The sequence below is a fragment of the Streptomyces sp. NPDC059499 genome (assembly GCF_042749285.1).
GTDB lineage: Bacteria > Actinomycetota > Actinomycetes > Streptomycetales > Streptomycetaceae > Streptomyces.
In genome coordinates this window covers 633,483-646,572 of sequence record NZ_JBHYTT010000001.1, presented here as the reverse complement: position 1 = coordinate 646,572, position 13,090 = coordinate 633,483, and the positions used below count along the sequence as shown (strand labels likewise).

At 72.1% G+C, this 13,090-nt stretch carries 11 protein-coding genes; 8 read left to right on the top strand and 3 right to left on the bottom strand.

Translation table 11 applies throughout. From position 1 onward, the window contains the following. Positions 1-12 precede the first annotated feature (12 nt). The gene (locus tag ACFW9O_RS03005) at positions 13-891 is read right to left on the bottom strand and encodes a L,D-transpeptidase family protein (RefSeq protein ID WP_384604355.1); all 879 of its coding nucleotides are present in this window, start codon (positions 889-891) and stop codon (positions 13-15) included. A 209-nt stretch (positions 892-1,100) separates the two neighbouring features. Between ACFW9O_RS03005 and ACFW9O_RS03000 the strand changes: the two genes are divergently transcribed. The 3 genes from ACFW9O_RS03000 to leuE all read left to right on the top strand — a co-directional run bounded on the left by ACFW9O_RS03000 (position 1,101) and on the right by leuE (position 4,226). Next, entirely contained in the window at positions 1,101-2,690 is a 1,590-nt protein-coding gene (locus ACFW9O_RS03000) for a methylmalonyl-CoA mutase (RefSeq protein WP_384604353.1), read from the top strand. 72 nt (positions 2,691-2,762) lie between these two features. Further along, positions 2,763-3,380 (top strand): hypothetical protein, encoded by a 618-nt coding sequence (locus ACFW9O_RS02995; RefSeq protein ID WP_384604351.1) that lies wholly within the window; start codon positions 2,763-2,765, stop codon positions 3,378-3,380. Between the two features lie 186 nt (positions 3,381-3,566). Next, positions 3,567-4,226 (top strand): leucine efflux protein LeuE, encoded by a 660-nt coding sequence (gene leuE / locus ACFW9O_RS02990; protein WP_384604348.1) that lies wholly within the window; start codon positions 3,567-3,569, stop codon positions 4,224-4,226. Between the two features lie 24 nt (positions 4,227-4,250). On the opposite strand, the gene ACFW9O_RS02985 is transcribed toward leuE, so the two are convergent. Continuing rightward, positions 4,251-4,709 carry a MarR family winged helix-turn-helix transcriptional regulator gene (locus ACFW9O_RS02985; protein ID WP_384604345.1) on the bottom strand — a complete coding sequence of 153 codons (459 nt, stop codon included), beginning with the start codon at positions 4,707-4,709 and terminating at the stop codon, positions 4,251-4,253. 18 nt (positions 4,710-4,727) lie between these two features. After that, positions 4,728-6,152: an FAD-dependent monooxygenase gene (locus ACFW9O_RS02980; RefSeq protein ID WP_384604342.1), complete on the bottom strand. Its 1,425-nt coding sequence runs from the start codon at positions 6,150-6,152 to the stop codon at positions 4,728-4,730. Positions 6,153-6,190: 38 nt separating this feature from the next. On the opposite strand from ACFW9O_RS02980, the gene ACFW9O_RS02975 reads away from it, so the two are divergent. The 5 genes from ACFW9O_RS02975 to ACFW9O_RS02955 all read left to right on the top strand — a co-directional run bounded on the left by ACFW9O_RS02975 (position 6,191) and on the right by ACFW9O_RS02955 (position 13,066). Next, on the top strand, positions 6,191-6,835 hold the full coding sequence (locus tag ACFW9O_RS02975; RefSeq protein ID WP_384604339.1) for a TetR/AcrR family transcriptional regulator C-terminal domain-containing protein: 645 nt from the start codon (positions 6,191-6,193) through the stop codon (positions 6,833-6,835). A 185-nt stretch (positions 6,836-7,020) separates the two neighbouring features. Further along, complete coding sequence (locus tag ACFW9O_RS02970; protein ID WP_384604338.1) at positions 7,021-7,986, top strand: glycosyltransferase family 2 protein; 966 nt, start codon at positions 7,021-7,023, stop codon at positions 7,984-7,986. 3 nt (positions 7,987-7,989) lie between these two features. After that, positions 7,990-9,339, top strand: a complete 1,350-nt coding sequence (locus tag ACFW9O_RS02965) for a polysialyltransferase family glycosyltransferase (protein ID WP_384604335.1) — start codon at positions 7,990-7,992, stop codon at positions 9,337-9,339. A 56-nt stretch (positions 9,340-9,395) separates the two neighbouring features. Continuing rightward, a complete protein-coding gene (locus ACFW9O_RS02960) occupies positions 9,396-10,703 on the top strand; it encodes a hypothetical protein (RefSeq protein ID WP_384604332.1) in 1,308 nt (435 codons plus the stop codon). Then, the gene (locus ACFW9O_RS02955; RefSeq protein ID WP_384604330.1) at positions 10,700-13,066 is read left to right on the top strand and encodes a polysaccharide pyruvyl transferase family protein; all 2,367 of its coding nucleotides are present in this window, start codon (positions 10,700-10,702) and stop codon (positions 13,064-13,066) included. The genes ACFW9O_RS02960 and ACFW9O_RS02955 overlap by 4 nt, the downstream gene beginning before the upstream one ends. Positions 13,067-13,090: the final 24 nt, after the last annotated feature.

Genomic DNA, 13,090 nt, shown 5'->3' with positions numbered 1-13,090 from the left:
TCGTTGAAGCCGCTACCAATAGATGACGACCTTGTCGCCGTTCCTCACCTGGGCGAAGAGCGAGGCGATCTTCCCCTCGTCCCGGACGTTCACACAGCCGTGCGAGGCTCCGCTGTAGCCGCGGGCCGCGAAGTCCGACGAGTAGTGCACCGCCTGGCCCCCGCTGAAGAACATCGCGTACGGCATGGGCGAGTCGTAGATGGTCGACACGTGGTGACGGGACTTCCAGTACACCGAGAACGTGCCCTCACGGGTGGGCGTGTACTGCGAGCCGAACCGCACGTCCATCGACGAGACGACCCGGCCGTCGATCATCCACGACAGGGTGCGGCTGTTCTTGCTGATGCAGAGGACCCGGCCCGTCATGCAGCGAGCGTCCGGCTCGGCCGCCGGCCTGTCGGTCGGCGGATCCAGCTCCTGGGCAGTCGGCTTCCGCGTCATCCCGAGCAGCCGTTGCCAGGTGACGGTGTCGGTCCTCCCCGTACGCGACAGGCCCCGCTTGCCCTGGAAGGACTTCACGGACGCGACGGTCGCGGTGCCGTAGTACCCGGTGGGTCTGCGGTCGAAGTGGCCGATCTGGCGCAGCCGGGCCTGGAGCTCCCGTACCTGCTTGCTCCGGTCTCCGACGGACATCAGGGTCTTCGGCCGCGGTGCGGGCTTCCTGCTCGGCTTCGTCTCGGGGGAGGACGGAGTCGCCGGGCCGCTCGGCTTGGCGTCGTCCGTGGGGCTCGCGGCCGTCGAGGGGGCCTTCGGTGCGGCCGTGGGCTCGGCGGCGCCGACCGGCTCGGCCCTGCAGCCCGCCGTCAGCGTGGCGAGGGCGAGGACGCCGACGCATGCCGTTGCCGCAGTGCGCGTTCTTCCTGCACGCCTGTTCGTACCTGTGCGTCTCATCTCGTCCCCCTGGTTCGCCCACCGGTTCCCGGAATCTCGTGGCGCGGATATCTCATGAGACGGATTCCCGTCCTGCCCGGTTGCCGAATCCTGCGCATGATGGGGAAGGTGAGTCCAGGCCCCGGGGCGTGCTGTGAGCAAGGTCCCGGTGCGCGGACCCCCGCCGGTACGTCGGTGGCCGAACGGTGGCTTGAGCGGAGGCGCAGGACATGACGCGTGAGTCCGAGTCGGGGTTCCCCATCGAGCCGGTGTACGGGCCGGACACCCTAGACGGCTGGAAGGCCCCGGAGAAGCTGGGCGAGCCGGGTGCGTACCCCTTCACGCGCGGTGTCTACCCGACGATGTACACCGGCCGGCCGTGGACGATGCGGCAGTACGCGGGATTCGGCACGGCCACCGAGTCGAACGCCCGCTACCGGCAGTTGATCGCCCACGGCACGACGGGCCTGTCGGTCGCCTTCGACCTGCCCACCCAGATGGGGCACGACTCGGACGCCCCGATCTCCTCCGGTGAGGTCGGCAAGGTCGGTGTGGCGATCGACTCCATCGACGACATGCGCGTCCTGTTCGGCGGGATCCCGCTGGACGAGGTCTCCACCTCGATGACCATCAACGCGCCCGCCGCCCTCCTGCTGCTGCTCTACCAGCTGGTCGGTGAGGAGCAGGGCGTCCCGGCGGACGCGCTGACCGGCACCATCCAGAACGACGTCCTCAAGGAGTACATCGCCCGCGGCACGTACATCTTCCCGCCGAAGCCCTCGCTGCGGCTGATCGCCGACATCTTCAAGTACTGCCGGGCCGAGATCCCGAAGTGGAACACCATCTCGATCTCCGGGTACCACATGGCGGAGGCGGGCGCCTCGCCGGCGCAGGAGATCGCGTTCACCCTGGCCGACGGCATCGAGTACGTCCGTACCGCCGTCGCGGCCGGCATGGACGTGGACGACTTCGCCCCGCGTCTCTCCTTCTTCTTCGTGGCCCGCACGACGATCCTGGAGGAGGTCGCCAAGTTCCGTGCCGCGCGCCGGATCTGGGCGAGGGTGATGAGGGAGGAGTTCGGCGCGAAGAACCCCAAGTCACTGATGCTGCGCTTCCACACCCAGACCGCGGGCGTGCAGCTCACCGCGCAGCAGCCCGAGGTCAACCTGGTCAGGGTCGCCGTACAGGGCCTGGGCGCGGTACTGGGCGGTACGCAGTCGCTGCACACCAACTCCTTCGACGAGGCCCTCGCCCTGCCCACCGACAAGTCGGCCCGTCTGGCCCTGCGCACCCAGCAGGTCCTGGCGTACGAGACGGACGTCACGGCGACGGTGGACCCCTTCGCGGGTTCGTACGTCGTGGAGAGGATGACCGACGACGTCGAGGCCGCAGCCCTGGAACTGATGCTCAAGGTCGAGGACATGGGCGGCGCGGTCAACGCCATCGAGCGCGGCTTCCAGAAGGGCGAGATCGAGCGCAGCGCCTACCGGATCGCGCAGGAGACCGACAGCGGCGAACGTGTCGTCGTCGGAGTCAACCGCTTCCGCCTCGACGAGGAGGAGCCGTACGAACCCCTCCGGGTCGATCCGGCCATCGAGGCCCAGCAGGCTGCCCGGCTGGCGAAACTCCGGGCCGAACGCGACCAGGGGGCGGTGGACGCGGCGCTGGCCCAGCTGAAGGAGGCGGCGGGGAGCGAGGCGGGCACGGCCAACGTCCTCTATCCGATGAAGGACGCGCTGAGGGCGCGGGCGACGGTGGGCGAGGTCTGCAACGCTCTGCGGGAGGTCTGGGGGACGTACGTCCCGACGGACGCGTTCTGAGAACCTCCCTTCTTCCGCCGCACGTTCGCCTCCCGCAGGCCCATGAGGCCGCCCTTCCTCACGGAGTCGTCCATGTCTCTCACCACCTCGCGCCGTCGCCTCGCCCTTCGCGCCGCAGCAGTCACAGCAGCCTCAGCGGCACTCGCCGGCGCGGCCATGGCCCCCACGGCCACGGCGTTCGCCGACACCGCCACCGTCGCACCGGTCAGCGACGGCGGGGGCCCGGAGACCCCGGTCACGTGCGTGGTCACCATCCACCAGGACATCGGAGCGGGGCTCGAGGCCCTTCTGACCATCGCCCCGTCCGGGCCGTCCGTGGTCTTCCGCAGCTTCGGCGACGGAAGGGTGTTCGAGACGCTGGACCGCAAGCACCCCGAGCTGCCCGCACGTGCGGGCATCATCGGGGAGATCCTCGACCCGGACGGCCCCACGCCGCAGCTCCGCACCGCCGTGGAGGGCGGCGGCCGTCCGGCAGGCGTCACGGACTTCCCGAAACTTCCCAAGGGGTGCGGTGCCGACGGGAGCGGCACGGGGACCAGGGTGGTCCCGAAAGGTGGCGTCGCCGCCGGAGCCGTGCGCGAGCGGAGCCATGACGGGTTGGTGACCGCGGGAGGCGTCGCCGCCGCGCTCGGCGCCGCGGGCATCGGCTTCGTCGCCCTGCGCCGTCGCACGGCCACCGCCGGCCGCTGAGGCCGGCCCGGGCCCCGCCCGGGTGGCGACGGCCCGGACAACCGCCCGGCGGCGGGGCCCGGACAACCGCCCGGCCGCCCAGGTCACCCGGGCGGGGCCGCCACGCGAGGTGACGGCCCGGGTTCGCCCTGCCGGAGGAACGGGGCACCCGAACCGGGTGTCGTACCCGCGTGCGAGACTCCGTTCATGCTAGGTGTCACCGATCTCCCGACCTATCTCGCCGGCCTCGTGCTGATCATTCTGCTGCCGGGGCCCAACTCGCTGTACGTGCTGTCCGTCGCCGCCCGGCGCGGTGTGCGGACCGGGTACATGGCCGCCGCGGGGGTGTGGACCGGGGACACGGTCCTGATGACGCTGTCCGCCATGGGGGCCGCGTCCCTGCTGCAGACGACGCCGCTGCTCTTCGCTGTCGTCAAGTACGCGGGTGCGGGATACCTGACCTGGCTGGCCATAGGGATGCTGCGGGCCGCCGTGTCGACGTGGCGTGAGCGGCACCAGCGGGTCGCCGAGCTGACCGAGGGGGACCCGACGCCGGCCACGGCCGTCGAGCGCCCCTACCGGCGGGCGCTCGTGGTCAGCCTGTTCAACCCGAAGGCCATCCTGTTCCTGATCTCCTTCTTCGTGCAGTTCGTCGACCCGGGCTACGCCTACCCGGCGCTGTCCTTCCTGCTGCTGGGCGTCCTGCTGCAGATCGGCAGCTTCCTGTACCTCTCGATGCTCATATTCGGCGGCACCCGCCTGGCCACCGCGTTCCGCCGCCGCAAGCGGCTGTCGGCGGGCGCCACTTCGCTGGCGGGTGTGCTGTTCCTCGGCTTCGCGGCGAAGCTCACCGTCAGCGGCGTCTGAGCGGGCCGCGCCCACTCCCGGCGTTCAGTGGTGCCAGGCCTTGCCGCCCACGTTGTGGATCATGCGCTGGAGGACCTTGAGGGCGGCGACGAACTCCTCGTCCGGGATGCCGGCGTGGATCTCCGCGCTCGCCCGGCCGACCCGTTCGTAGGCACGTTCCCGCAGTGCGTGCCCCTCGGCGGTCAGCCGCAGGCGGGTGGTGGCGTCCTGGGTGACCAGGCCCCGGGCGATGAGGGTGTCGATCTCGGGTTCCAGCCCGTCCCCGACGGACAGGTAGCCGCGGAGCATCGCGACCACCTCCGCGCGGGGCCGCCCCTTCTCGTCCGCCTCGACGAGCTGGTTGATCACCCACCAGGGTGGCTGGGTGAGACCGTGCTCGGCGAGGGCGGCGCGGATGTGGGTCACGGTCGCTTCGTGGGCGGCCCAGCTCCAGTAGCCGATGGGCTGCCGTGCCAGTCCTGCGTCATCGTGTGAGTAGTCCATGTCCCCGAACGTAGGAGCTCAACCAAGCTTGAGGTCAAGGCCCATGGTCGCGGCATACTCCGCGAGCCCCGAGGTGTCGTCGCCGGCCCAGCCGATGTAGCCGTCCGGGCGGACGAGGAACAGGCCCTTGCCGTAGGCCTCGCAGGCCGCCACCCGGTGGCTGCGCAGCAACGCACCGCCGGGCGCGGGCAGCCCTACGTCGGTGCCGACGGCGAGCAGGGTGAAGTGCGGCCCCCGGAAGACGTCGAAGAGCCGCTGCCCGTCGCCCGCCGGCCCGTCCGGTGCCCGGTCGCCGGCTTCCAGCAGGCCCGCCCGGCCGTGGGACAGGGGCCCTTCGCGGTAGCCGAGGCCCAGCTGCTGGGTGGCGGCGCCGCGTTCCTGCTCGCCCCGGTGGATGCGGGTCGAGAGGCCCAGCATGTCGGCGGCCACGGGGCGCCGCTCCTCCTCGTAACTGTCGAGCAGCGCGGGCGGCGCGCCGTGCCGCAGGACCTGGCCGAGCTTCCAGCCGAGGTTGTACGCGTCCTGGACGCTGGTGTTCAGACCCTGCCCGCCGGCCGGGGAGTGGACATGGGCGGCGTCGCCCGTGAGGAAGACGCGGCCCGCGCGGAAGCGCTCGGCCAGTGCGGCGCGCGGCCGGAAGTCCGAGCACCAGCGCACCTCGGTGACGTCCTGCGGGTCGAGGTGGGTGCGGGCGGCGAGAAGCTCCCGTACGCCCTCCGGCGAGGTGTCCGGCTCGCCGTCCTTGAACTGGGCGACGAGCTGGAAGTCGGCCGTGCCGGGCAGCGGGCACAGCGTGGTGTAGCCCGCGTCGCCGGTGAAGATGTGCCAGTTCAGCCGGTCGAGGGCCGTTTCCGTGATCCGGACGTCGGCGACCAGCATGGGGGCGGGGTCGACGCTCTCGCCGTCCATCGGGATGCCGAGCGTGCGCCGGACGGTGGAGCGCCCGCCGTCCGCGGCGACGAGGTAGGACGCGCGCACCGGGCCCGTGGTCAGTTCGGCGGTGACCCCGCCGGGGTCCTGGGAGAGGCCGGTCAGGGCGGTGGAGAAGGTGACGTCGCCGCCCAGCTCACGCAACCGGGCGAGCAGGATCTCCTGGGTCCGCCACTGCGGCATCATCCACGGTTCCCCGTACGGCTCCGCGTCCGTCGGTGCCGCGCGGCGGAACATGTCGTACGCGCCCTGCCGCTCCCCGTCGCGCCACGTCATGCCGACGGGGGCGGCGCCGCCGTACGCACGCACCGCCTCGCCCACCCCGAGGTCGTCGAGCACCTCCCTCGTGCGCGGCTGGATGCCCTTGCCCCGTGAGCCCGGGAAGAGCGCGGCGGCCTGCTCGACGAGGAGGGCGCGCACACCTCTGCGTGCCAGATCGCAGGCGAGGGCCAGGCCGCTGGGGCCGGCTCCGACGATCAGTACCTCAGTTTCCTTAACACCGTTAAGTTCCATGGTTCGGAGTTTGCGCTTAACGCTGTTAAATTGTCAAGGTGGGTACGACGAAGATCGACAGGGCGCGCGTCGCCGACACGGCGCTGCGCCTGCTGAACGAGGTGGGCCTCGACGGGCTGACCCTGCGCGCCATCGCCAGGGAGCTGGACGTCAAGGCGCCCGCTCTGTACTGGCACTTCAAGGACAAGCAGGCACTGCTCGACGAGATGGCGACCGTGATGTACCGCCGGATGCTCGACGAGGAACTGCCCGGCCCCGCCGCGGACACCTGGCAGCGGCAGCTCGTCGCCTACAACAGCGGACTGCGTGCCGCGCTGCTGCGCTACCGGGACGGCGCGAAGGTCTACAGCGGTGCCAGGTTCACCGGCACCGACCACGCCGAAGGGCTCGAAACCCATCTGCGGACCATGGTCGGCGCCGGCTTCGAGCTGCGGCAGGCGGTACGGGCCGGCATCACCGCGTACTCGTACACGATGGGCTTCGTCACCGAGGAGCAGGGCGTCCAGCCGATGCCGGACGAGCGCCGGGAAGGCTTCGACATCGGTGAACGGGCCCGGCGGATGGAGCAGTTCCCGCTCGCCGCGGCAGCCGGCGCCGAGATCTTCGCCGGCTACGACGAGCGGTTCGAGGACGGCCTGTGGATCATCGTCGCGGGCATCGAGGCGCGGTACGGGGTGCGGTGAGGCAGGGCGCCCCCGCAGGGCGCCCCCGCAGGGCGTCCCCGCAGGGCGCCCCCGCCGGGCGCGGCGTCCCCGGGTCAGGTCATCGCGGGGATGCCCAGAGTTCACCACTCGTCGGGCCGGAGGACACCCGCTCCTCCACGTGACTCACTAGCGTGTGTGGACCAAGATCGAAGGTGAGTCCCCGCGTGCCGAAACTGTCCGTCGTCGTTCCCTTCCACAATGTCGCGGCCTTCGCCGACGCGGCGCTGAGCAGCCTGGCCCGCAACGCCGGCCCGGATGTGGAGTTCCTGCTGGTCGACGACTGCTCGACGGACGGGACGCCGTCCGTCATCGACCGGTGGGCGGAGAGACTTCCGCAGGCCGAGGTCATCCGGCACGGCACGAACGCGGGCATCGCGGCAGCCCGTAACAGCGGCATCGACGCGGCCCGCGGCGACTTCGTCACCTTCCTCGACGGCGACGACTGGTACGCGCCCGGCCATCTGGCCCGCCTGCTGCACGCCGCGCAGGAACTCGACTGCGACTTCGCCCGCACCGACCACGTGCAGTCCACCGGCACCAGCCGTGTCGTGCGCCGCGCGCCTGCCCGGCTCCGCGACACCGTGCTCGACCCGCGGGAGGGAATCGCGGCGCCCGAGCGCGAGACGATGGTCGATTACCCGTTCGTATGGGCGGGGATCTACCACCGTCGGCTCTTCGAGGACGGCACCCTGCGGTTCGCCACCGAACTGCGCACCGCCGAGGACCGGTTGTTCATCTGGCGGCTCCACCTGCACGCCCGCACCTACGCGGCCCTGGGCCTCTACGGCATCTTCTACCGGCGCGGAGTCACCACGTCCCTCACCCAGATCAAGGACTCCCGACAGCTCGACTTCTTCCCCGCCTACGACACGCTCGTCGAGGAGATCGGCCGGGACCGGGACGCGGAACTCCTTCTGCCCAAGGCGGTCCGCACCTACTGCGCGATGATCGCGTTCCACAACGAGAAGGCGGACGTGTACGACCCCGCCACCGCCCGGCGGCTGCGCCACGAGTCGACCGCCGCACTGCACCGCATGCCGCAGCCGGTGCTCGACAGGACCCTGACGATGATGGACAACAAGCGCAGCACCCTGCTCAACCGCCTGCGTGACAAGCAGAAGGCCGCCTGACCCATGCCCACGCGCACCCAGATCTTCCAGGTCTCCACCCTGTACGGGGCTGCCACGCTCGCGGCGGCCCTGGACGCCGGCCAGTTCGGACCCGGCCAGGACAGCCACCGCGTCCTGCTCGTCTCCAACAACGCGGAGATCCCCGAAACCGCCCTCCGGCTGGAGGAGATGAGGGGGTACGGAGACATCGCCGCCCGCTTCGACTCCGTCGTCGACTGGAACGAGGCGATCAGCCCGCACCACCCGAGCGGCTGGGGCCCCCGCCCGGAGGAGACCGAGCTGTGGCAGCGCGCCTTCCGGCTCGCCTGGGGGATCCCCCCGGAGAACCCCGTCGACCTGGCCGTCGAATCCATCCAGGTCAACCCGGCCCGCGCACTGGCGGCGATCTTCGCCGAGAGCGCCCTGCACGTGTACGCGGACGGCCTGATGAGCTACGGGCCCACCCGGAACAAGGTGCCGGTGTCGATCGCCTGCCGCATCCAGCGCGTGCTCCACCTGGACCTGGTGACCGGCCTGAAGCCGCTGCTGCTGGCGGAGGCCGGCGTCGAGCCCGAACTCGTACCGGACGACGCCTTCCGCAAGGTCCTCGGCGAGATCGCCCGCGCGGCCGACGGCGACCGCAGGCTCGCGGCGGTCGAGGCCGAGGCACCCACCGCCGTACTCCTCGGCCAGTACCTCGCCGCCCTGAACATCCTCACGCCCGAGGAGGAGGAGGACCTGCACATCCGCATGCTGCACGGTGCGGCACGCGCGGGTCACACCTCCATCCTCTTCAAACCGCACCCCACCGCACCGGCCCGCTACTCCCACGCCCTGGACGACGCGGCCGCCGCCGCGGGGGTGCGCCTGAGCACCCTGGACAGCCCGCTGCTCGCCGAGACGCTCTACGAACGGTGCGCACCCACGCTCGTCGTCGGCTGCTTCTCCACCGCGATGTTCACCGCCGCCGCGTACTACGGCATCCCCGTCGCCCGGGTCGGCACCCGTCTCGTCCTGGACCGCATCACCCCGTACGAGAACAGCAACCGCGTCCCGCTGACCATCGTCGACCACCTCGTACCCGATCTGGACGAGCAGGGGAGCGAGCCCGTCCCGGAGCTCGCCACCACCGCACCGGACACCCTCGCCCCACTGGTCCGGACGGTCGGCTACTGCATGCAGTCCGGCCTCCACCCCGCACTGCGCGACGAGGCCGAGTCCTGGCTGCGCGGCGGGCTCGACGCGACGACCCAGCACTACTTCAAGCGCCGCCGCCTGCAGAAGCTCCTCCTGCCGGGCGGCGGCGGACCCGGCGGGGCGGCGGTCCGGCTGCGCCGCACCGTACGGCGCACCCGCAGCAGCCTCGGACTCTGACCCGGCCCCGGGCGCCGCCCCGGCCGGCCACCGATCACAGAACGGCGGAATCGAGCATGGGCCAGACCTTCACGGGACTGCTCAAGGCCGTACGGACCAGGACCGCGACGGGCGGCCCCGGGCACCAGGTGCCTGCCGCACCGGCCGTGCTGCGCCTGTGCGGCGACCACCTCGCGGCCCTCGCCGCCTCCGGCCCCATGGACGACGTCGGGAAGACCCGCCTGGTCGCCTCCATCGGCACGCTCACCACGGCCTGTTCCTCCGGAGCTGACGGCCTCTTCGACGCACTGCTGCGGACCGCGCGGCACGCCCTGGAGGCCGGCGGCGACGCGCAGGCGCGGTTCGCCCTCGGCCTCGCGGCCGAGGCGACCGGGATGCGGGACAGGTCCAAGGGGGCATGGCGGCTGCGTGGACGCGCGCTGGACGCCCTCGGCCGGAACGAGGAGGCCGTACAGGCCTACGAACGTCACCTGACGCTGCAGCAGGAACCCTCCTCGTCCCAGGACATAGCACGGCGCGTCGCGACCCTGCGGGACCTCCGCCGCTGCCTGGACGACGCCGCCGGACTCCTTCCCGACGGTGAGGACGCCACCCGGCTGCGGGCCCTGCGAGACGTGCCGGCCGCGGAGGCGGGGGCCGGCTTCGCCGACGTCGTACGGCAGCGGACCGCCGGCCGGGGCATGGGCGACCCGGCCGTCCGGGAGCTCGCCGGGGTGTACGCCGCCCACCGCCGGCTGCTGGACCGGGACAGGATGACCGACCCGCTGCTCGGCGGCACCGAGCCGATCGGGGTCCCGGCCCTGCGCCGTCTCGTCGAGGGCCGCTCCGTGTGCGTGGTCGCCGGGGCGCCCCGGGTCCAGGAGGAGGAGCGGGCCGCGGGCGGTCCGCTCGGGAAGCTGATCGACGGGTACGACCTGGTGGTGCGCTGCGACGCCCTGCCGACGGGCGGGGAATCCTCCGCCCTCGTGCGCACCGACCTGCACGCCCTCACCCTGCGCGGCGACACGCCCTGGACGGGGCCCGGCTGGGGCGGCAGGGCCGGCACCCGCCTGGTCTTCGGCGACCGGGCCGCCGACTGGCGCCGGGCGCTGCGCGCACGGCTCGTCCCCGATGCCCAGGACCACATCGGCGACGCCTCGTTGCGCCGTCCGCTGAGCGATCCGGCGCTGATCGGGGAGGGCGGCTGGGGAACCCGGACCACCACGGCCTTCACCGTGCTGCGGCTCCTGGACTTCCTGGACGCCGACCGCCTGGACCTCATCGGGTTCGGCCTGCCGGGACAGCTGCTGCCGCGGGAGCACGCGTGGGTCACCGCGCACGCCACCCATGAGGACGAGACCGACCTGAGGACCCAGCTGAGATGAACGCTCCCGCCGATTCCGCCGCCGCGGACGCCGACGACAGACGCGCCGTCACCGGAAAGCGGAGGATCGCCTTCGCCGCCTCCACCGACGAGGACCGGATGCCCGGCCTCCTCCTGCTGCTGCGCAGCCTCGTACTGACCAACCCGGCCGTCTGCGAGGACTTCCTCGTCCTGCACCCCGGCCTGCCCGACACCGCCTTCGACGCCGCGCGCCGACTGCACCCCCGGATAGTCCCGTACGAGGCCGCCGACCGCCTCGACGTCTTCCGGGCGGACGCCTACGACACCGTCGTCGCCTTCGGCCCCGGCACGGTCGTGCTCGGCCCGTTGCTGCCCCTGCTGCAGTTGCGCACCGGGGTGGGCGCCGTGCCGCAGCCCGGCCCCGACGGCCGGCGGACCGTCCGGGACGACGGCCTGCTGGTGATCCAGCGCCAGGACACCGACGGCACGTTCCTCACCGGCCTTGCCGACCCGGGGCGATCCGGCGACGCGCACGGCGGCGACGGACGGGTGGACCGTGCGCTGGGACGGGCCCCCGGGCTGCTCACGGCCGTCGATTCCCGCTACGACTTCCTGGTCGGCCGGCTCTACGACGACACGCCCGTGCCCGACAGCACCGCCGTACTGCGCTTCACGGACACCGACCGTGCCGGATACGCCCCGGCGTACGAGGCCCGCGACCGCTACGAGCTGGACGGCGAGGCGTTCCGGGCCGCGTACTGCGCCCTGTCCGGTCCCAAGCACCCCGAACTGCTCCTGCACCACGCGCTTCCGTTCCCGGCCGGGGGGAACACCCCGGTGGAGCTGGTCCGCCAGGTCGCCGACGTCCACCGGCAGCAGGGCCGCTACGAGGAGGCGGTCGCACTGCTGACCGCGGCCGTGGACGACCGGCCCGACCTGCCGCGCTGCCACGAGACGCTGGGCATCTGCCTGATGGCCCTGTCCAGGTACGAAGAGGCCGAGGCGCACCTCCTGCTGGCCACCGTGTCACCGGACTTCGCGGCCCGGGCGTACGGGCAGCTGGCCCGGCTCGCCTGGCTGCTCGGCCGGACGCGGGACGCACACGGCTACGCCCGCGACGGCCTGGACTCCGATCCCACCGACGCCAACTGCCGCGCCTGGTACGTGCGTACCCGGGAGCCCCGCCCGCCCATACCTGTCGCCGGTGAAGACGCCCCAGCCGCCCCTGACGCCGCCCCTGCTCAACAGCTTGCGCACGTCGCACTGTTCGCCGACGGCCAGGAGAACGCGGGCGACAAGGTGCTGCCCGAAGCCGTCCGCATGTGCTTCGACGCCGACACCGGTCCGCGCCGCTGGCACCAGCAGTCCGTGCACCGGCTGGTGGACGGGCCGGTCCTGGAGGAGCTCAACGCCCGTCGCGGGGTGATCGTCGGCGGCGGCGGGCTCTTCCTCCCCGACACCGCGCCGAACAGCAACAGCGGCTGGCAGTGGAACATCGCGGACGACGTCCTGGGCCGGATCACCGCGCCGCTGGCCGTCTTCGCGGTCGGCTACAACGTGTTCGACGGTCAGCGCTACCGCCGCGACAGGTTCGCGGCGAGTCTGCGCGTCCTGGTCGAACGGTCGGCCTTCTTCGGGCTGCGCAACCAGGGTTCCGTCGCCCGGGTCAGGGAACTCCTGCCGGACGACCTGCGCGACCGGGTGCGCTACCAGCCCTGCCCGACCACCGTCGCCCGCCACCTCGACCCCGACTGGACCGATCCGGTGCGACGCGACGACACCGTACTGGTCAACTGCGCCTACGACCGCGCCAATCTGCGCTTCGGGCACGACTACGGGCACTTCCTGGCCGAGATGGACGACGCCGTACGCGCGATCGGTGAACACGCCGAGGTCCGTTACGCGGCTCACATGCCGGCGGACGAGAAGTTCGTGCACGACCTGCGCCGCGAGCACGGGACCTCCCTGCCGGTGGAGCCGCTGTACCTGCGCTCCAACGAACAGATCCGCGACCTCTACCGGCGTACCCGCCTGGTGATCGGGATGCGTGGACACGCGGGCATGATCCCGTTCGGCTGCGGCACACCCGTCATCAGTCTGGTCTCGCACCCCAAACTCGCCTACTTCCTCACCGACATCGAGCGCCCCGAGTGGGGCGTGTCCGTCCACGACCGGGCCCTGGGCGCCCGCCTCGCCGAGCGGGCGACGGCGGTGCTGGAGGATCACCGGGCGGCCGTGGCCGACGTGCACGGAAGGCAGGAGCACCTCTGGTCCGTGACCCGGGACAACCTCACCGGTCTGCGCGAGGTCTTCGGTCTGCCGCTGCACGCCCCGCGCATCCCGGGCCCGCGGAGCGCCGAGGGAGCACACGGCCTTCACCTGCCCGACACCCGGACGAAGTGAGCGTTCACCTGCCCGGAGTTCACC

Coding starts and splice junctions, on each gene's coding strand:
- ACFW9O_RS03005 (WP_384604355.1), bottom strand. CDS start 891: ATGAGACGCACAGGTACGAACAGGCGTGCAGGAAGAACGCGCACTGCG.
- ACFW9O_RS03000 (WP_384604353.1), top strand. CDS start 1,101: ATGACGCGTGAGTCCGAGTCGGGGTTCCCCATCGAGCCGGTGTACGGG.
- ACFW9O_RS02995 (WP_384604351.1), top strand. CDS start 2,763: ATGTCTCTCACCACCTCGCGCCGTCGCCTCGCCCTTCGCGCCGCAGCA.
- leuE (WP_384604348.1), top strand. CDS start 3,567: ATGCTAGGTGTCACCGATCTCCCGACCTATCTCGCCGGCCTCGTGCTG.
- ACFW9O_RS02985 (WP_384604345.1), bottom strand. CDS start 4,709: ATGGACTACTCACACGATGACGCAGGACTGGCACGGCAGCCCATCGGC.
- ACFW9O_RS02980 (WP_384604342.1), bottom strand. CDS start 6,152: ATGGAACTTAACGGTGTTAAGGAAACTGAGGTACTGATCGTCGGAGCC.
- ACFW9O_RS02965 (WP_384604335.1), top strand. CDS start 7,990: ATGCCCACGCGCACCCAGATCTTCCAGGTCTCCACCCTGTACGGGGCT.
- ACFW9O_RS02960 (WP_384604332.1), top strand. CDS start 9,396: ATGGGCCAGACCTTCACGGGACTGCTCAAGGCCGTACGGACCAGGACC.
- ACFW9O_RS02955 (WP_384604330.1), top strand. CDS start 10,700: ATGAACGCTCCCGCCGATTCCGCCGCCGCGGACGCCGACGACAGACGC.